Here is an 18,964-nt window from a genome sequence, read left to right as displayed (position 1 = left end):
GTGCCGCTGCCGACCACGGCCCCTCGCTAGCGTGCACTCGATCACCCCGACGATCGTCCCGCGGAGAGTCCATGTGCCGTCCGCTCCACCAGCCCGACGGCCCGCTGTCGGCCGGCCCCACCGCCAGTCGTCGCACCGTCCTGCGTGCCGCCGGGCTCACCGGCGCCGCGACTGCTGCCGCGGGACTTGGGCTTGCGGCCGCCACGACCGCCGTCGCCCTGCCCCGTCAGAACACCGCTGACAACGTTGCCAGTTGGCGTCCCGACCCCGACAGTCCCAGATTCACGCTCGTCGTCATGCCGGACACCCAATACCTTTTCGGCGGCGCCAGTATCCACACCGAGCCCGTCGAGGCCTCGCTGCGCTACATCCTCGACCACGGGCGCGACGAGAACATCGTCTTCCCCTCCCATCTGGGCGATCTCACCGAGCACGGACTCGCGGCCGACTTCGGGCCGCTGAGCGAGGCGTTCCGGCTGCTCGACCGGCGGCGGGTCGGATACAGCGTGCTCGCGGGCAACCACGACATCGACTCCAGGACCGACGACCAGCGCGGCCGCACCCCGTATCTGGACGCCTTCGGCCCACAGCGGCTGCGCCGGCTGCCCACCTTCGGCGGGGCCACGCCCGACGGCTACAACACGTACCACCTCTTTCGCGCGGCCGGCCGCGAGTGGCTGGTCCTCGCACTCGACTGGCGTCCCTCCGCGGCCTCTTTCGCCTGGGCGAGGGACGTCATCAAGAAGCACCCGAAGACGCCGGTCATCCTCACCACGCACGAGATCGTGTACGCCGACCAGTACGGCGACGAGGCCGACTTCGCTCCGCACGGCAAGCGGCTGTGGGACGAGCTGACAGCCGACAACGACCAGATCTTCCTCACTCTCAACGGCCACTACTGGCCGCCCGCCCGCACCACCCGCACGTACACCGCGGGCCACGACGTGCATCTGCACATCACCAACTACCAGAACCGCTACTACGGCGGCAGCGCGATGATCCGGCTCTACCGCTTCGCCCTGAAAAGACCGAGGGAGACCCGGAAGAGCCGCTTGCCACCCTCTCCCTCTCCGACGGTCCGGGACTCCAGTGGGCGGCCGCGCCGCTCAACCAGCCCGGCCTGGTCACCAATTGGAGCCATGAGCTGGAGCGGGACCGATGGTGGCATGTGGCCGTCGTCAACGACGGGCAGCACACCACCATGTACGTCGACGGCTGCCCCGGTCGCCCGCAACCCCGCCACGCGTACCACCGGACTCGCCACCCTCGGCCTGCCCTGGCTGCTCGGCGGCTACGAGTACGGCGGCACCCTCGACCAGCTGATGCACGGCTGGCTCGGTGACATCCGGATCGTCGAACGCGCCCTGCCCGTACGCGACTTCATGAACGCCTGACCGCTCAGCAGCCAAGGAGAAAGACACCGTGCACAGAAACGATCAGCCCCTGCCGCGCTGGGCCGACCCCGCAATACCCGCCGACTCGCTCGACCCGCAGGGACTTTCCCGGCGCGGACTGCTGCGCAGCGCGGGCCTGTTCGGCGCCGCCTTCGCGACCGGGAGCCTGCTCGCGCCCACCGCGGCCGAGGCGCACACCCCGGCCCTGGGCGACCCCGCCCTCTCCTATCTCGTCGGCGACCACCATGTGCACTCGGTCTACAGCCATGACGCGAAGTACACCTTCTCCCAGCTCGCAGGCGCCGCATCCCAGTACGGCCTGGACTGGATGGTCCTCACCGAGCACAGCAACATCGGCCACCACAAGGCGCACGGCGCCCGGGCCGAACACGAGGAGATCCTCAGGGCCCGAGCCGAGAACCGTCGCATGCTGCTCTTCCAGGGCCTGGAGTGGTACATCCCCGGAGCCGAGCACTGCACCGTCTTCTCACCGCCCGGGCGCCACGAGGTCGAGCTGCTCACCCGGTTCGAGCAGGAGTACGACGGCAAACTCCTCGGCTACACCGCGGGCGGACCCGGCCACCCGGACACCGCGCGCAACGAGGCCCACGCCGTCAAGGCGCTCAAGTGGCTGGACGAGCAGCGCCGTTGCGGCTACGTCGATGACGTACTGGTCCTTGCCAACCACCCGCTGCGCCTGGGCATCGACTCCCCGCACGAGATGCGCGCCTGGCGGGACGCCGCCCCCGGCATCATGATCGGCATGGAGGGCGCGCCCGGCGCCCAGGCGGGTGCCTTTCCCGGCTGGGCCGGACCGAACAGCATCCGCGGCGAGTATGTGAACAAGCCGTCCGAGAACTCCTGGCCCGGCTACCCGGCGGCGGCCTATGTGACGTACGGCGGCTTCGACTGGGCGACCGCGACGGTCGGCGGGCTGTGGGACTCGATGCTCGCCGAGGGCCGGCTGTTCTCCATCACCTCCAACTCCGACGTGCACCGCGTCGCGTACGACACCTGGAAGAACGGCGACTGGCTGCCCGGCCAGAACTTCGACAACACCGGCCGGCTGCCCGACCCGGTCAACACCACCCAGCCGCAGCCCGGCGGGGACTTCTGGCCCGGCCAGTTCAGCCGTACGCATGTCGGCGTGACCCGCTACGGCTACCGCCAGGTGATGGCGGGCATGCGGGCGGGCCGGGTCTGGGTCGACCACGGTCAGCTCATCGACGGGATCGACGTACGGGTGAACAGGGAGCACGGCATCGGCCGCGGTGTAACGCTCGGCGGTCGGCTGCGCGTACGACGCGGCGAGAAGATCGTCCTCAATGTCACCGTCACCACGGCCTCACGTCCGAATCACCACGGTGAGGTGCCGCGGCTGGCGCACCTCGATGTGATCCGCGGCGCGGTCCGCGGGCCGGTCGCCGACCGCGACGAGTGGCGGGCACCCGACACCCGCGTCGTGCACACCGCCGATGTCGAGGGCCGCACCGGCCGTTACACGCTGCGTATCCCGGTGGGGAGGGCCGAGGAGTCCTTCTATCTGCGGCTGCGCGGCAGCGACGGCAAGCGCAATGCGCCCGGTTTCCTGGGCGCGGCGATCGACCCGCACGGCCCGATTCCGCATGAGCCGGGCAACGGCGACCCGTGGCTGGACACCTGGTGCTACACCAACCCGGTCTTCGTGGACGTGGTCCGCTGACGGATCCCGTGCAGCGGACGCGCCTCAGACCTCGGTGCTCAGGACGATGCGCCGGTCGCCCGCGTACACGTTCATATTGGCGCCGCGCAGAAAGCCGACCAGGGTCAGACCGGTCTCGGCGGCCAGGTCGACGGCGAGCGAGGAGGGCGCGGAGACCGAGGCAAGCACCGGGATGCCGGCCATCACCGCTTTCTGCGCCAGCTCGAACGAGGCCCGTCCCGAGACCAGCAGGATCACCCGGGACAGCGGCAGCCGGTCGTCCTGGAGGGCCCGGCCGATCAGCTTGTCGACCGCGTTGTGGCGGCCGACGTCCTCCCGGATGTCGAGCAGCTCGCCCTCCTCGGAGAACAGCGCGGCCGCGTGCAGACCCCCGGTCCGATCGAAGACACGCTGCGCCGCCCGCAGCCGGTCCGGGAGGCCGGCGAGCAGCGCGGGCTCGACGCGGACCGGGGGAGTGTCGGCGATCGGGAAGCGGGCGGTGGTGCGTACGGCGTCGAGGCTCGCCTTGCCGCACAGACCGCAGGAGGAGGTGGTGTAGACGTTGCGTTCGAGGGTGATGTCGGGGACTGGCACGCCGGGCGCGAGCTGGACGTCCACCACGTTGTAGGTGTTCGTGCCGTCGTCCTTGGCCCCGGCGCAGTACACGATGTTGCGTACGTCGGCCGCGGAGCCGAGCACGCCCTCGCTGACCAGGAAGCCCGCCGCGAGCGCGAAGTCGTCGCCGGGGGTGCGCATGGTGATGGCGAGCGGCTTGCCGTTGAGGCGGATCTCCAGCGGCTCCTCGGCCACGAGGGTGTCCGGGCGGGACGTGACAGCGCCGCCCCTGATGCGGATGGTGCGGCGGCGCTCGGTGACCCGTCCCATGGTGATCAGTTCCGATTCTGTGCGTGCTGGACGCCGAAGCGGCGCTCGGCGCTTTCATTCTCCAGCACGGGCAGACTCACGCCGTGGCCCCTGGTGACGAGGACGCGGTGGTGGTCGTCGCCCGTGCGCCGTGCATGCGATCCGGTTCGACTGGAAGCGTCGACAGAATATTGTGTACAGTATCCTTTTCGAAGGGCGTCAAGAGTCGTCACACCCTTCGGGAAGCTCCAAATTCAGCACCCCGAATCCTGTGGGATCACATGCCGTCGTACCGGGTGGTAGCAGCCAAGACTGGGTGATTCCTGTATCCGGACGAGGGGGACCACATATGACCGGCTCACGCGTCGTCGCGCTCGGCCATTACCAGCCCGCCAAGGTGCTCACCAATGAAGACCTGGCGGCCATGGTCGACACGAGCGACGAGTGGATCCGCAGCCGCGTCGGGATCGAGACCCGGCATGTGGCCGGACCCGATGAGCCGGTCGACGAGCTGGCCGCGCACGCCGGCGCGAAGGCGCTGGCCGCCGCCGGTCTCGCGCCCGCCGACATCGATCTCGTCCTGGTCGCCACCTCCACCGCGATCGACCGTTCGCCGAACACCGCGGCCCGCGTGGCGGCCCGGCTCGGCATGGGCTCGCCCGCCGTCATGGACCTCAATGTCGTGTGCGCCGGGTTCACGCACGCGCTTGCCACGGCCGACCACGCCCTACGGGCCGGATCCGCGACCCGGGCGCTGGTCATCGGGGCCGACAAGATGGCCGACGTCACCGACTGGAGCGACCGTACGACCTGTGTGCTCGTCGGCGACGGCGCAGGCGCCGCGGTCGTCGAGGCGACCGCCCCGGGCGCCGAGCCCGGGATCGGCCCCGTCCTGTGGGGCTCGGTCCCGGAGATGGGGCATGCGGTACGGATCGAGGGCACCCCGCCCCGTTTCGCGCAGGAGGGCCAGTCCGTCTACCGCTGGGCCACCACCCAGCTCCCGCCCATCGCCCGCAAGGTCTGTGAGCGCGCCGGAATCACCCCCGAGGAGCTGGCCGCGGTCGTCCTGCATCAGGCGAATCTGCGGATCATCGAGCCGGTCGCCCAGAAGATCGGCGCGGTGAACGCCGTGATCGCCCGCGATGTGGTCCAGTCCGGCAACACCTCGGCCGCCTCGATCCCGATGGCCCTCTCCAAGCTGGTCGAGCGCGGCGAGATCGAGTCGGGCGACCCGGTGCTGCTCTTCGGCTTCGGCGGCAATCTCTCGTACGCGGGTCAGGTCATCCGCTGCCCCTGAGTGCTCAGGGGCAGCGGTCGGGGGTGGCGAGCTCACCGACTGCTGTCAAACGCGTGCGGAGTGTCGCCGAACCGGGGCAAACTGAACCGCATGGTGGTGAAGCGAAGCGCGGGCCTGCTGCTGTTCCGCAGGCGGAGTACGGACACCGAGGTTCTCATCGGGCATATGGGAGGGCCTTTCTGGGAGGCCCGCGATGCCGCGGCCTGGTCTGTGCCGAAGGGTGAGTACACCCCGGAGGAGGAGCCGATGGCGGCCGCCCGACGGGAGTTCGAGGAAGAGCTGGGCCTCGCGCCGCCCGAGGGTGAATGGGCGCCGCTCGGCGAAGCGCGGCAGCCGGGCGGCAAGATCGTCACCGTCTGGGCGCTGGAGGGCGACCTCGACACGGACCTCGTGGTGCCGGGCACCTTCACCATGGAGTGGCCCATGCGCTCGGGCCGGATGCAGGAGTTCCCCGAGATCGACCGCGCTGAATGGACCGGCATGGACGAGGCGCGTCAGAAGCTGGTGCCGGGTCAGCGCGTTTTCCTCGACCGGCTGGAGGAACTGCTCGATACCTTCCAGAGATGACGCGGCCGGTTGGCGGGGATTGCGCTCGGTAGACTGTAGACGATAGCCAATTGGCCGCTCGTCGTTGACGGCCCGGAGGGGGACCGTGATGTCGTCCGCAGGACTGCCGCAGGGAACCGTGCCCAAGCTGGAACGCCACGGTCCGCTGCGCGAGCGGGTCTACGAGGCACTGCTCGAGCTGATCACCACGCGTGCGTTGCGCCCGGGCCAGCATCTGGTCGAGAGCGAACTCGCAGGCCACCTCGGTGTGTCCCGGCAGCCCGTACGCGAAGCGCTGCAGCGGCTCAACACCGAGGGCTGGGTCGATCTGCGCCCGGCGCAGGGCGCGTTCGTCCATGAGCCGACCGAGGAGGAGGCGGACCAGCTGCTCTCGGTCCGTACGCTCCTGGAGGCGGAGGCCGCCAGGCTGGCCGCTGCGAACTCCGGCTCCGCGGGCGTCGCCGCGCTCGAAGAGCTCTGCGCACAGGGCGAACAGGCCGTCGCCGCCGACGATGTGGACCTGGCGGTGGCCACCAACACGGCCTTTCACGCCAAGGTGATGGAGCTCGCGGGAAATCCCGTGCTGGCCGGGCTGGCGGCGCAGGTGGACCGCCGGGTGCGCTGGTACTACACACCTGTCGCACGGCAGCGCGGCCGGCAGTCGTGGATCGAGCACAGGGCGCTGATCGCGGCGATCTCGGACCGTGACGAGCTGCGCGCGACGGAGGTCATGCGGGCGCACACGGAGCACACGCGCAAGGCCTACCACCCGCGCGAGCAGTAGGGCGGGGACCGCTCCCTCGGCTCAGCCGGGCGATCCGCTCGTGGTGAACTCCGCCCGGGCACCGGGGCGTTGACTTCGGAGATCCAGCAACAGGTCGGCGCGGTGGCCGGCGGCGTCCTGTACGGCGGGGTGAGGCGCGGGTCCTTGCTGTGGTTCGGACCGTTCCAGGACGTCGGCGAGTTCGCGGCGTGTGGTGACGCCGAGTTTGGCGTAGGCGTGCTGGAGGTGGTTGTTGACGGTGCGCACCGACAGGTGCAGGGCGTCGGCGATGTCTTTGCTGCGCTTGCCGGTCGCGGCCAGCAGGGCGACTTCGCGCTCTCGGCCGGTGAGCCGGGCGGTGGGGGCGGCGGCGGTCAGCAGTGCGGTGCGGGCTTCTTCACAGCGGCCTGCGATGGCGGCGGCCAGACTGGTGGCGGCGGTGGCGCGGCGGGCCTGACCGGCCCGTTGCCATGCGGCGGCGGCTGCGGTCGCGGCTTCGGCGGCCAGCAGGTCGGCGCCGGCCTGCTCGAATTCGGCGGCGACGGCGAGGAGTTGGTCGGGGGCGTCGGCGGCCAGCGCGGCGGCAAGGCGGGCGCCGGCGCCGGTGAGCGCGCCGTCGCTCCGGCGGGCGAGTTCGGCCAGCCGCCCGGCCACCTTCTTGGCGCCGCCGAGGCGGGCGATGTCGGTGAGCAGCTGCGCCTCAGGAGTGATCAGGCCGGCGGTGCGGGCGCACCGGGCGGCGTCGGCGAGGACCGTACGGGCCTGGGCGAGGTGGCCCCGGGCGGCATGCAGCCAGGCTCGTCCCAGATACTCCTCGGCCGCGAAGACGTCCGGCCACAGGTGGTTTTGGGCTTCGGCGCAGGCCAGTTCGGCTGCCTCGAGGTCGCCGAGTACCGCTGCGCAGGCGGCCAGACCGCTCAGTGCCGGGCCCAGGGGCCTGATGTGGTGGGATGCGCGAGCCAGCGCGGCGGCTTCGGCGTACCAGCGGCGGGCACTTGCCGGGTGCCCGGCCAGCCACTCGGTGCGGCCCAGACTGCAGGCCAGCCAGATCTGGGGTACGGGAGTTGAGGTGACCCGGGCGAGCTCGGCGTAGCCGCGCCTGCCCACCTCGCGGGCTTCGGCCAGCCGTCCATGGCTGCTCAGAGCGTGGTTCACCGAGATCAGCTGGACTGCCGGGTGGGGATAGAGGGTGTGGTGGTCGACTGTGAGGTGGGCGGCGTAGGCGCGTTCGGCCCAGGCCACTGCGTCGCCGGTGCGGCCGAGAAGTTCCAACCCGAGTGGCTTCATCAAGGCGCCGGTGAGCCAGGCCACCGGGTCGGGAGCGTGGTGGATGTCTTCTTCCATGTCCTCCAGCAGGGCCAGCCCGCGTACCGCCTCGCCCGAGGCGATCCGCATGGACCCCTCGCAGTACTGCAGCATCCGCAGGGCCTCAGCACTCGTGGCCCGGGCGCGGGCGGCGTCGTTGACGGCCAGCGCCTCGTCGGCCTCCGCGGACCCCCAGAACAGATTGAAGGTGCGCGCCATCGTGACCGCCAGCCTGTCCTGCTCGCTCTCGGCACCCGCGACGGCCACGGCCAGCACTGTCTCGGCCCGCTGCGGTTCGCCCAGCTCGAACAGTGCCTCGCCCAGCATCAGGCGGGTGGCGGTGGTGTGGTGCTCTTCGGGCAGAGCCTGCAGCAGAGCGCGGGCCTGCCCGTAGTCGTGGGCGTTGCGGGCCAGCGCCGCCGCCTCGGTCAGCGCCGCAGGATCCGCCGTGCCGGTCGCCGTAAGCCGCCAGGACGCGACGTGCAGCGCGTCGGCGCGACGCCTCATGCCTCGTGCCTCGACCCTTCGAGCCTGGCGCAACAGCAGCGCCCGCCGACGCGTCACCGGGAGGCCGGCTCGCAGCACTTCTCCGTACAACGGGTGCGCCAGCGCCACCGATGTGCGCCGTCCGTGCTGTCCCACCCGCACCAGCCCGGCGTACTCCAGCCTGGTCACCGCCTCAGGTGACGCGACCTGCTCCGTGTCGGTCAGGGACAGCGGTTCGCACAGCGCCAGCAACTCCAGTACCGGACGAGCCCCGGTCCCGGCCGCGGCCAGCCGCGCACTGATCAGCTCCACGAGCCGGCTCGTACCGCGAACCGGACCAGCCGCCAACTCCCAGATCTCCCCGTCGCTGACCAGGGCCCCCCGGTCCAGCGCACCGGTGACCAGCTCCCGCAGGTAGAGCACATTGCCACGGCTGGCCGCGTACAGCTCCCGCAGCGTCCTTTGCGCCACCGGCCCGCCCAGCACCGCCTGCAACAGCTCCTCGACGTGGCCACGGTCCAGCTCCGCCAGATCCACCCGCCACACTGCGTCGCCGCGGCACAGCGTCTCCACCGCATCCCCCACCGGCGCACCGGAGCAGATCGTCCCGAGCAGTCGCACCACACCCGCGTCCATCAACTGCCGCAGGAGTACCGCCGAGACGGCATCCAGCAGGTGTACGTCATCAATGAGCAGTACCAGCGCACGCCCGTCCCGACCGGCCAACTGCCGTGCCACTGTGGCGAAGCCCGTCACCGGATCGGACAAATCCGCCCCCGCCGGGACCAGATGAGCGATCGCGCCCAATGGAACCGTCCCTGCCGCCGCGGTTGCGGTCGCCCGCGCAACCCGGAACCCCTTGCCCGCCGCTCGCGCCAGGCACTCCTCGACCAGCCGCGACTTGCCCACGCCCGCCGGCCCGGACACGACGAATCCCTGGCACCGTCGATTCGCCAGCCCTTGGGTGAACAGCCCCAACTGCTCGCCCCGGCCAACGAACACATCCGCAAAACCAGGCACTGTCACGGCAGCCCTCAAGGTCCGCGGCGCTCTGCGGCGGCATGGGGTGGCGCATCAGGTGTGAGCGGCCCGGGCGAGGCGTTCATGGGGTGTCTCTCTCGGTGAGTCCGACGATGAGGGCTTCGGTGGCGGGGCGCAGCAGTGCGGCACCGTCCGGCGTCAATTCCAGGCCCAGAACAAGGGCGATGGCGATGTCAGCGGCCTGCGTCGGTGTCACTGTCGTGGTGCCGGCCGCGGCGAAGGCTTCGGTGAGCAGGTCGTGCAGGTCCTTGGTGAACTGCTGAACGGTCGGCCCGCAGAGCCGGTCGGTGGTGTCGATCAGCTCCGAGGCGTGCGGGGAGTCCTCGACGACCTTCTGGAAGAGGTCGAGCTTGGCGCCGAGGATCCCGCGGATGCGTTCGTGGGCCGTGCCCTCGGCGACCGCGGCCTGTTCGGCCTGGGCCAACGCCTGCCCGTGCAGGCGCTCGGCGAGCCGCAGGAAGGCGTCGTCCTTGTTGCGTACGTACTGGTAGACGGCGGCGCGGGACATGCCCGCCGCCCGGGCGATGTCTTCCATGGTGGTGCGGCGCACGCCGTGCTTGGTGAAGGTCACGTACGCCGCGTCCAGCACCTGATCGAGTCGGGAGTTCACGGCTCGCCCTCGACTTGTCATGCTGACACTTTATGCGTGAAACGTCAGATTGTGCAACGGGGACCGTCCGCCTTGTGCGCGGCGTGCCGGAAAGCGTCTGTGGCAGCAAACTGACACTCAAGAGCACATGGCACTCGAAGCTGATGCGGGTGCCCGGGTGCCCGGCAGCTTCGAGTTGCGTGCCGGACCCGGAACTGAGCAGTTTTTGCTCATCCCGTTGCGCTCGTGAGCCACCAGGGTTGTCCCGACTGCAGCAAGCGGGCCGCGCGGCAGGACAAGCGGCAGGTCCCCGGCTTCTCTCCTCTTCCAAGGACTTTCGCAAATGGATGTAACGGTCAACGGATCTGCGCGTCAGGTCGGGAGCGAACCAGACGCCACCGCGGTCCAGCTCTTGCGCGACACGTTGGGCCTGACGGGGACGAAACTGGTCTGCGGGGCGGGTGTGTGCGGGGCGTGCACGGTCCACGTCGACGGTGTCCCGAAGGTCGCCTGCCTGACCCCGGCGGCAGTCCTGGAGGGCAAGGCCGTCACCACCGTGGAGGGTCTGCAGGGCAAGCACCCGGTGCAACGGGCCTTCGCGGCGCATGACGCGCTGCAGTGCGGCTACTGCACGCCCGGATTCGTCATGGAAGCCACGAGTTTCGTGGACCGCTGGCGGGCCGAGCACGGCGACACCGCTCCGTCGCGGGCTGAGATCGCCGACGCTCTGGCGGGACACTTGTGTCGCTGCGGTGCGTACGAGGGGATCTACGCGGCTGTCGCTGCGGCGTGCACGGGCGCACACGACACGGATGACGCCCCGCCGCCCCGCGTGGAAGCGATGGAGAAGATCACCGGCCGGGCCCTGTACACGACGGACGTCCAACCGGACGGCCTCCTCGACGGGGTCCTCATCCGCTCCCGGCACGCGCATGCCCGCGTCAGGTCGGTGACCGGCGCCGACCGGCTCGTCGATCTGCTGCCCGCCGACCGCACGGTCCGATACGTCGGCCAGCCGATCGCCGCTGTCGCCGCCGGGACACTCGCCGAGGCCCACGCCGCCGCCGAGCGGGTCCAGGTGGAGTACGAGGTGCTGCCCGCCACCGTCGACCTGGCCCGGGCCGAGCGCCCGGACAGTCTCGTGGTCTATCCCACCAAGGAGGAGCGGAAGCAGGCCCCCACCTCTGCCGAGGGGCTGATGACACCGGCCAAGTGGGACGGGAACGTACGGGGCCCGGTGCGGATGAACTGGCGTGGCTCGCTCGCCCTGAAGCGGATCGAGCAGGCCCGCGCGCACGGCGAGGACCGGCATCTGGTCGAGGCCACCTTCACGACCGAGCCACAGGTCCACACACCGCTGGAGCCGCACGCCTGCCTGGCGTCGTGGGACCGCGCCGGCGACCTTCATCTCTGGGTATCCACCCAGGCTGTCGCCGGAGTTGCCGAACGCGCCGCCGAACGATTCGGTCTGCGACCCGGGCAGGTGCATGCCTACGCGGTCCACGTCGGCGGCGGATTCGGTTCGAAACTCACCTTGACCAGCGACATCGTCGCCGCGGCGAAACTGGCCCGGCTGCACACGGCCCCGGTGCGGGTCGTGCTGAGCCGGGCCGAGGAACTCACCGACGGCGGCCACCGGCCCGGCACCCGGGCCGACATCGCCATGCTCACCGACGACGACGGCAATCTGGCCGCGCTCACCCTCGATGTGCACGGAGACGGCGGCACGTCCGTCGGGTCGGGTGTGGCCGCGCTGGCACGGTTCATCTACGGGAACGCCCCGCGGCGGCTACGGGACTTCGACATCGTCACCCACCGGCCTCCTGCCGCCCCCTTCCGCGGACCCGGCGGACCGCCCCTGGCCTGGGCGCTGGAGCAAGCCGTCGACGAAACGGCCCACCGCCGGGGGGAAGACCCCATCGCGCTGCGCCGCCGCTGGGACGGCAACGCCAAGCGGCGAGCCCTGTACGACGTGGCAGCGGCTCTGCCGTTGTGGACGCAGCGGCCCGCCATCGGCCCCCGGACCGGCCGCTTCCGGCGCGGCGTCGGCGTCGCCGCCGCCAACTGGATGTACTTCCTCGACCCGGCTACGCAGGTCGAGCTCACCGTCGAAGAGGGCATCGTGGTGGCCCGCACGGCCACCCAGGACATGGGGCAGGGCGCCCGGTCCGTCATCGCCGACGTGATCGCCGCCGAACTGGGCCTGCGTCCGGATCGGGTGCGCGTCGACATCGGCCGTACCGGAACCGTCCACGGACCCACCTCGGGCGGCAGCCGGACCACCCCATCGATCGCGCCCGCTGCCCGCGACGCCGCCGTTCGCCTGCGCTCCGCGCTGGCCGCCAAGGCTCCGGCGCAGGGTGCCGGCAGCTCCGTTGAACAGCTTCTCGCCGACGCCGAAGGCCTTCGGGTGGTCGGCAAGCGCCGACGGGACCGCCGTGGCTACGCCACTCCCGTACGGCTCGGTGGCGTGATGATCGGCAGGGGCTTCACCGGCGCCGTCCATGTCACCGAGGTCGAGGTCGACACCCGCCTCGGCCACACGCGCGTCACGCGCGTCTGGGGCGGGATCGCCGCCGGTCGCATCTACTCGCCGGCCGCTGCCCTCAACCAGTGCCAGGGGGGCGTCATCCAGGGCATCGGCTATGCCCTGTACGAGGAGCGCATCACCGACCCGCTGACCGGTGTCGTACTGACCGACAACCTCGAGGACTACCGCATCCCCGGGATCGGCGACATTCCCGAGATCGACATCCACTTCCACGAGGAGGGTTTCGATCACGTCGACGGCGGCGGCGTCGGCCTGGGAGAGGTGTGCACGATGCCGGTGGCCGCGTCCGTCGGCAACGCCGTCCACGCCGCCACCGGCTGGCGCCCCCATCACCTGCCGATCCGCCCGGACCGCCTGCTGGAAGGACTGCGCCCGTGAACCAGCCCCGCACCCTCGACGAGGCCGCGGCCGCCGTTCTCGACAACGGCGCGGAACTGCAGGCAGGCGGCACCGACACCACCGCCCGCCGACGCGGTGGAGTCACGCGCAGCGCCTCCGTCCAGATTCCCCTGCTTCCCGCCCTGCGCGGCATCACCCGCCAAGCCGACGGGACCACGCGGATAGGAGCGTTGACCGGTGTGGCCGAGATCTCCGCCGCCGCCGGGCTGCAGGCGGACTACCCGGCCCTGACCAAGACGGCGGGCGCCCTGGCCACGCCGCAGATCCGTACCGCCGGCACGCTGGGCGGCAACCTTCTCCAGCACAACCGCTGCTGGTATTACCGCAATCCCCACTTCAGTTGCTACCGCGACGGAGGCGAGGGCTGTCCCGCACGCACCGGGATCCACCTGCACGCGGCGGTGATCGACCAAGGGCCCTGCATCGCTGCGAACCCTTCATCGATCGCGATCGCCCTGCTCAGCTATGACGCCCGGATCGACGTACGTGGACTCGGGACCTTGAACGTCGCCGACCTGTACGGCGACGGATCCGACCCCACTCGCGACCATCTGCTCGCTCCTGAGCAGATCCTCACCGCCGTCACTCTGCCGGCTCCGCTCCCCGGCGAACGGGCCGCCTACAACCGGGCCATCAGCCGCGCCAAGGCGGAATGGCCGCTGGTCGAAGCGGTGGCCCGGGTGACCGTCTCCGACGACGTCGTCACCGCGGTCGCGGTCGCTGCAGGCGGCATCGCCCACACGCCCCTGCGACTGCCGGAGGTTGAGGACGCCCTGCTCGGGCATGAGCCGACCCCCGAGAACCTGTTCAGTGCCGCGAGCGCGGCCACTGAACGCTGCTCGCCCCTGCCGCAGACGCGCTACAAGGTGGAGCTGCTCCGCGACACCGTGCTCGACGTGCTCGAGAAGGCGATCGGGGCCGAGACCAGCTGACAACTGCTCAGCGCTTTGTCCCGGGTGTGGAGAAAGTTGTGCCGGAACTCCGCGCAAGTTCTTCCCAGTTGAGGAAAGCGCTGCTACGTTCCCCTCGAAAGCCCGACGGAATGCCCGAGAGGCGGGGAGGGGCACGTGAGACGTATGACCGCTCGACCCGCGAACGCGCACCAGGCACGACTGCTCAGGCTGCTGCGTGACGGTGGGCCCAACTCCCGTGCCCAGCTGGGCGATCAGGTGGACCTGTCGCGCTCCAAGCTCGCCGTGGAGGTCGACCGGCTCCTTGAGACGGGTCTCGTGGTCGCGGACGGCCTCGCCGCCTCGCGCGGTGGACGCCGCTCCCACAACATCCGGCTCGCCCCCGCCCTGCGCTTCCTCGGCGTCGACATCGGCGCCACCTCGATCGATGTCGCCGTCACCAACGCCGAGCTGGAGGTGCTCGGCCATCTCAACCACCCCATGGACGTACGCGAGGGCCCGGTCGCCGTCTTCGAGCAGGTGCTCTCGATGGCGGCCAAGCTCAGGGCCTCCGGACTCGCCGAAGGCTTTGACGGAGCGGGCATCGGCGTCCCCGGCCCGGTCCGCTTCCCCGAGGGCGTGCCGGTCGCGCCGCCGATCATGCCCGGCTGGGACGGCTTCCCGGTGCGCGAGGCGCTCAGCCAGGAACTGGGCTGCCCCGTCATGGTCGACAACGACGTGAACCTGATGGCGATGGGCGAGCAGCACGCGGGCGTCGCACGCTCCGTGGGCGACTTCCTGTGCATCAAGATCGGTACGGGCATCGGCTGCGGCATCGTGGTCGGCGGCGAGGTCTACCGCGGTACGACCGGCAGCGCCGGCGACATCGGCCATATCCAGGTCGAACCGGAAGGGCGCGCCTGCGCCTGCGGCAACAAAGGCTGCCTGGAGGCCCACTTCAGCGGTGCCGCGCTCGCCCGCGACGCCCAGGATGCTGCCCGCACGGGCCGGTCGGACGAGCTCGCCGCCCGGCTCGAGAGCGCGGGACGGCTCACGGCCGCCGATGTGGCGGCCGCCGCTGCCGCCGGGGACGCCACTTCGCTCGACCTCATCCGCGAGGGCGGCAACCGCGTCGGCCAGGTCATCGCCGGACTCGTCAGCTTCTTCAACCCCGGACTCGTGGTGATCGGCGGCGGGGTGACCGGCCTCGGCCACACGCTGCTGGCGAGCGTACGCACCCAGGTCTACCGCCAGTCGCTGCCACTGGCGACCGGCAATCTCCCCATCGTCCTCGGCGAGTTGGGACCCGCCGCCGGAGTGATCGGCGCGGCCCGGCTCATCAGCGACCACGTGTTCTCGCCGGCCTGATCGACCAGGCCGACACGTACGACCCGCAGGACCCGCTCGTACGACCCGCAGAACCCGCACGTACACCTGGAAACGCCCTGCCCGCTCACCGGCCGCACCCGCCGAGGGGATTTGTCATGGCACCAGAACCACCCCTGCTCACCATGTCCGGCATCACCAAGTCGTTCCCCGGCGTGCGCGCGCTCGACGGCGTGGACCTGGAGGTTCAGGCCGGCGAAGTCCACTGCCTCCTCGGCCAGAACGGCGCCGGCAAATCCACCCTGATCAAGGTGCTCGCCGGGGCCCATCAGCCCGACACCGGAGAGATCACCTGGCGCGGCGACCCGGTCCTGCTCAAGTCGCCCATCGCAGCGATGCGGCTCGGCATCGCCACCATCTACCAGGAGCTCGACCTCGTCGAAGGGCTGTCCGTCGCCGAGAACGTCTTCCTCGGACACGAGCCGACCTCCGCCGGTTTCGTCGTACGAGGCAGACAGGCACGAGCCGCAACCGCCCAGATACTCAAGCGACTCGGGCACCCCGAGATCGACCCGGCCCGCCGGGTCGGCGACCTGTCCGCGGCCCAGCAGCAGATCGTGTCCATGGCCCGCGCGCTCTCCCACGAGGTACGCCTCATCGTGATGGACGAGCCCTCCGCCGCCCTCGACCCCGACGAGGTCGACAACCTCTTCCGTATCGTCGGCGATCTGACCGCCGACGGCGTCGCCGTCGTCTACATCTCCCACCGCCTTGAGGAGATCCGTCGCATCGGTGACCGGGTGACCGTGCTCAAGGACGGCCGGGCGGTCGCGGTCGGCCTGCCCGCACGGGACACTCCCACGCGCGACATCGTTGCCATGATGACCGGACGGAACGTCGAGTACGTCTTCCCCAAGCGCCCGGAGTACCCGGACACCGCACGTGCGGCGGACCGGGAACCGGTCCTGCGGGTCGAAAGGCTCGCCAGGAAAGGGGAGTTCGCCCCCGTCGACCTGGAACTGCGGCCCGGCGAGATCGTCGGGCTCGCCGGACTCGTCGGCTCAGGACGCTCCGAGATCCTGGAGACGATCTACGGTGCCCGTCGGCCCAGCGCCGGACGTGTCCTCGTCGACGGCAGCCCGCTGCGCCCCGGCAGCGTCCGCTCGGCCGTCCGCGCCGGAATCGGCCTCGCTCCGGAGGAGCGCAAGGCCCAGGGCCTGTTGATGCCCGAGTCCGTCACCCGCAATGTCTCCGTCTCCTCGCTGTCCCGCTTCTCCCGCGGCGGCTGGCTCGACCGCAAGGGGGAGCGGGCGGCCGCACAGCAGGCGACCAGGGAACTCTCCCTGCGCCCCGACAACCCCGACGCCCGTGTTCGCACCCTCTCCGGCGGCAACCAGCAAAAGGCCGTACTCGCCCGCTGGCTGCTGCGCGGCTGCCGGGTGCTGCTGCTCGACGAACCCACGCGCGGCGTCGACGTCGGCGCGCGCGCCGAGCTGTACGCGGTGATCCGCAGGCTGGCCGACGAAGGCCTCGCCGTACTGCTCGTATCCAGCGAAGTGCCCGAAGTACTGGGCCTCGCCGACCGGGTGCTCGTTATGCGCGAGGGCAGCGTCGTGCACACGGCCGACGCCCGGGAGCTCGACGAGCACCGTGTACTCGACCTTGTGATGGAAGGGAGCCCGACGGCATGACGCAGCCAGCCTCTCCGGCGCAGCAGGACGCGCCGATACCCACCGCCAAATCGCGGCCGGACACGGGTGCTTGGCGTCGCCCGCTCGGACTGCGCGCCGATGTCCGCAATCTCTCGCTGCTCGGCGTCCTCGCCGTACTGGTGGTGGTCGGCGGCATCACCAAACCCGACGAGTTCCTGGCCACCAGCAATCTTCAGCTCGTCCTCACCCAGGCGTCCATCATCGGTGTCGTCACCGTCGGCATGACCTTTGTGATCACCAGCGGCGGCATCGATCTGTCGGTCGGCGCGATTGTGGCGCTCGCCTCCGTGTGGGCGACAACGGTGGCAACGCAGGAGTACGGCTTCGCGGGCATTCTCTTCACCGCAGTGATCGTCGGGTTGAGCTGCGGCTTTGTGAACGGTCTGCTCATCGCGTACGGCGGGATGGTGCCGTTCATCGCGACCCTCGCCATGCTCGCAGCGGCCCGCGGCCTCGCCCTGCAGATCACCGGCGGCAAGACCCAGATGGTCACCGTGAACCCGGTGCTCGACCTCGGCATCAAGGACGCGTACATCCTCGGCATCCCGCCGCTGGTACTGGTCTTCGCCTCGGTGACCGTCATCGGCTGGCTGCTGCTGAACCGTACGACCTTCGGGCGGCGGACGGTCGCGGTCGGCGGCAACGCGGAAGCCGCCCGCCTCGCCGGTATCGACGTACGCAGGCAGCGGCTCCATCTGTATCTGCTCTCCGGCCTGTGCTGCGGAATCGCCGCCTTCATGCTGATCGTGCTGGCCGGCTCGGGCCAGAACACCAACGGCAACCTCTACGAACTCGACGCCATCGCCGCGGCCATCATCGGCGGCACGCTGCTGAGCGGGGGCCGGGGCACCATCGTCGGCTCGGTGCTCGGCGTCCTCGTCTTCACCACGATCACCAATATCTTCGCCCTCAACAACCTGGAGAGCGCGGTCCAGCAGATCGCCAAGGGCGCGATCATCGTCGCCGCGGTTCTGGTCCAGCACCGCACCCTCCGCGGCGGCGAAGCCTGACGCTGCCGTCCTGTCCAACTTCCCCCATCACTCGCACCCGCCCAGCCGAAGGGTTGATCCGCCATGCCAGAAATCCCAGCCACCAGCCGCAGAGGACTGCTCTTCGGCACCGCCGCCGTCTCCGCCGGCGCGCTGCTGACCGCGTGCACCAGCAACGAGCCCAAGAAGTCCGAGACGGCCGCAAACAACGCCGCGGCCGCCGACGACAAGCCCGGCAAGGCCGTCACCATCGGCTTCGCCGGACCGCAGGCGGACCACGGCTGGCTCAACGCCATCAACGAGAACGCCAAGTTGCGCGCCAAGAAGTACTCCGAGGTGACCCTGGAGATCACCGAGGGCTCGAACGACACCGCCGCCCAGATCGGCCAGGTCCAGACACTGATCAACAAGAAGGTCGACGTCCTCGTCATCCTGCCCGCCGACGGCAAGGCCCTGACCCAGGTCGGCCTGCAGGCCATGAAGGCGGGCATCCCCGTCATCAATCTGGACCGCATCTTCGCCTCCCCGCAGGCGTACCGCTGCTGGATCGGCGGCGACAACTACGGCATGGGGCTCAACGCCGGCCGCTACATCGGCGAGCAGCTCAAGGACAAGCCGGGCGCCAAGGTCATCGAGCTGGCCGGGATGGACAACCTGGAGCTGACCAAGCAGCGCACGCAGGGCTTCGACGACGCCCTGAAGAACTACCCCAACATCAAGAAGGTGGCCCGCCAGGCCGCCGACTTCACCGTCGAGTCCGGCCAGGCCAGGATGGCCCAGCTCCTGCAGGCACAGAGCCGGTTCGACGCGCTGTGGAACCACGACGACGACCAGGGCGTGGGCGCGCTGCGCGCCATCGCCCAGGCCGGCCGCAAGGACTTCCTGATGGTCGGCGGCGCCGGCGCCAAGTCCGCGATGGACGCCATCAAGGCCGACAACAGCGTCCTGAAGGCCACCGTCCTGTATCCGCCGACGATGGCCGCCTCCGCCATCGACCTCGCCCGCGCGCTGGGCCAGGCCAAGGGGGTGAGTGGACTGTCCGAGCTGGAGATCCCCGCCTCGATCACCCTCTACTCCGCCGTCGTGACCAAGGACAACGTGGACGAGTACCTGCCCACCGGCTTCAGCTGA

The 18,964-nt window shown here is 70.5% G+C and carries 13 protein-coding genes and 1 pseudogene; 11 read left to right on the top strand and 3 right to left on the bottom strand.

Features of this window, described 5'->3' with window-relative positions; genetic code table 11:
* Positions 1–71: 71 nt before the first annotated feature.
* Positions 72–1,394: pseudogene (locus OG729_RS06775) on the top strand (LamG-like jellyroll fold domain-containing protein).
* Positions 1,395–1,422: 28 nt separating this feature from the next.
* Entirely contained in the window at positions 1,423–3,096 is a 1,674-nt protein-coding gene (locus OG729_RS06770; RefSeq protein WP_405804923.1) for a PHP domain-containing protein, read from the top strand.
* 24 nt (positions 3,097–3,120) lie between these two features.
* Here the strand turns inward: OG729_RS06770 and fdhD are convergent, their stop codons facing one another.
* Entirely contained in the window at positions 3,121–3,960 is an 840-nt protein-coding gene (fdhD, locus tag OG729_RS06765) for a formate dehydrogenase accessory sulfurtransferase FdhD (protein WP_405804921.1), read from the bottom strand.
* A gap of 328 nt (positions 3,961–4,288) precedes the next feature.
* Here fdhD and OG729_RS06760 point away from each other — a divergent pair, with 328 nt between their 5' ends.
* The 3 genes from OG729_RS06760 (at position 4,289) to OG729_RS06750 (ending at position 6,566) form a co-directional block, all read left to right on the top strand.
* Complete coding sequence (locus OG729_RS06760) at positions 4,289–5,236, top strand: beta-ketoacyl-ACP synthase III (RefSeq protein ID WP_360880763.1); 948 nt, start codon at positions 4,289–4,291, stop codon at positions 5,234–5,236.
* A 90-nt stretch (positions 5,237–5,326) separates the two neighbouring features.
* Positions 5,327–5,803: an NUDIX domain-containing protein gene (locus OG729_RS06755; RefSeq protein ID WP_405804920.1), complete on the top strand. Its 477-nt coding sequence runs from the start codon at positions 5,327–5,329 to the stop codon at positions 5,801–5,803.
* Positions 5,804–5,891: 88 nt separating this feature from the next.
* Entirely contained in the window at positions 5,892–6,566 is a 675-nt protein-coding gene (locus OG729_RS06750) for a GntR family transcriptional regulator (RefSeq protein WP_405804919.1), read from the top strand.
* A 21-nt stretch (positions 6,567–6,587) separates the two neighbouring features.
* On the opposite strand, the gene OG729_RS06745 is transcribed toward OG729_RS06750, so the two are convergent.
* The gene (locus OG729_RS06745; RefSeq protein ID WP_405804918.1) at positions 6,588–9,338 is read right to left on the bottom strand and encodes a LuxR C-terminal-related transcriptional regulator; all 2,751 of its coding nucleotides are present in this window, start codon (positions 9,336–9,338) and stop codon (positions 6,588–6,590) included.
* Positions 9,339–9,438: 100 nt separating this feature from the next.
* Positions 9,439–10,008 carry a helix-turn-helix domain-containing protein gene (locus OG729_RS06740; RefSeq protein ID WP_360880775.1) on the bottom strand — a complete coding sequence of 190 codons (570 nt, stop codon included), beginning with the start codon at positions 10,006–10,008 and terminating at the stop codon, positions 9,439–9,441.
* Positions 10,009–10,309: 301 nt separating this feature from the next.
* Between OG729_RS06740 and OG729_RS06735 the strand changes: the two genes are divergently transcribed.
* The 6 genes from OG729_RS06735 (at position 10,310) to OG729_RS06710 (ending at position 18,964) form a co-directional block, all read left to right on the top strand.
* Positions 10,310–12,895: a molybdopterin-dependent oxidoreductase gene (locus tag OG729_RS06735; RefSeq protein ID WP_405804917.1), complete on the top strand. Its 2,586-nt coding sequence runs from the start codon at positions 10,310–10,312 to the stop codon at positions 12,893–12,895.
* Positions 12,892–13,848, top strand: coding sequence for an FAD binding domain-containing protein (locus tag OG729_RS06730; protein WP_405804916.1), 957 nt, complete (start codon positions 12,892–12,894; stop codon positions 13,846–13,848). The genes OG729_RS06735 and OG729_RS06730 overlap by 4 nt, the downstream gene beginning before the upstream one ends.
* A gap of 144 nt (positions 13,849–13,992) precedes the next feature.
* A complete protein-coding gene (locus OG729_RS06725; protein WP_405804914.1) occupies positions 13,993–15,174 on the top strand; it encodes an ROK family protein in 1,182 nt (393 codons plus the stop codon).
* 116 nt (positions 15,175–15,290) lie between these two features.
* On the top strand, positions 15,291–16,823 hold the full coding sequence (locus OG729_RS06720) for a sugar ABC transporter ATP-binding protein (RefSeq protein WP_405804913.1): 1,533 nt from the start codon (positions 15,291–15,293) through the stop codon (positions 16,821–16,823).
* Complete coding sequence (locus OG729_RS06715; RefSeq protein WP_405804912.1) at positions 16,820–17,854, top strand: ABC transporter permease; 1,035 nt, start codon at positions 16,820–16,822, stop codon at positions 17,852–17,854. The genes OG729_RS06720 and OG729_RS06715 overlap by 4 nt, the downstream gene beginning before the upstream one ends.
* A gap of 63 nt (positions 17,855–17,917) precedes the next feature.
* A complete protein-coding gene (locus tag OG729_RS06710) occupies positions 17,918–18,964 on the top strand; it encodes a substrate-binding domain-containing protein (protein WP_405804910.1) in 1,047 nt (348 codons plus the stop codon).

It is taken from the genome of Streptomyces sp. NBC_00210 (genome assembly GCF_045160975.1).
In the GTDB taxonomy this organism is placed as follows: Bacteria; Actinomycetota; Actinomycetes; order Streptomycetales; family Streptomycetaceae; genus Streptomyces.
The sequence above is the reverse complement of the archived record's forward strand: the minus strand, read 5'-3'. Positions and strand labels throughout refer to the sequence as shown.

Excerpts from the sequence above, each read along its gene's own strand:
- OG729_RS06750 (WP_405804919.1), top strand. The coding sequence starts at position 5,892 with ATGTCGTCCGCAGGACTGCCGCAGGGAACCGTGCCCAAGCTGGAACGC.
- OG729_RS06740 (WP_360880775.1), bottom strand. The coding sequence starts at position 10,008 with ATGACAAGTCGAGGGCGAGCCGTGAACTCCCGACTCGATCAGGTGCTG.
- OG729_RS06710 (WP_405804910.1), top strand. The coding sequence starts at position 17,918 with ATGCCAGAAATCCCAGCCACCAGCCGCAGAGGACTGCTCTTCGGCACC.
- OG729_RS06720 (WP_405804913.1), top strand. The coding sequence starts at position 15,291 with ATGGCACCAGAACCACCCCTGCTCACCATGTCCGGCATCACCAAGTCG.
- OG729_RS06760 (WP_360880763.1), top strand. The coding sequence starts at position 4,289 with ATGACCGGCTCACGCGTCGTCGCGCTCGGCCATTACCAGCCCGCCAAG.
- fdhD (WP_405804921.1), bottom strand. The coding sequence starts at position 3,960 with ATGGGACGGGTCACCGAGCGCCGCCGCACCATCCGCATCAGGGGCGGC.
- OG729_RS06725 (WP_405804914.1), top strand. The coding sequence starts at position 13,993 with ATGACCGCTCGACCCGCGAACGCGCACCAGGCACGACTGCTCAGGCTG.
- OG729_RS06755 (WP_405804920.1), top strand. The coding sequence starts at position 5,327 with ATGGTGGTGAAGCGAAGCGCGGGCCTGCTGCTGTTCCGCAGGCGGAGT.
- OG729_RS06735 (WP_405804917.1), top strand. The coding sequence starts at position 10,310 with ATGGATGTAACGGTCAACGGATCTGCGCGTCAGGTCGGGAGCGAACCA.
- OG729_RS06715 (WP_405804912.1), top strand. The coding sequence starts at position 16,820 with ATGACGCAGCCAGCCTCTCCGGCGCAGCAGGACGCGCCGATACCCACC.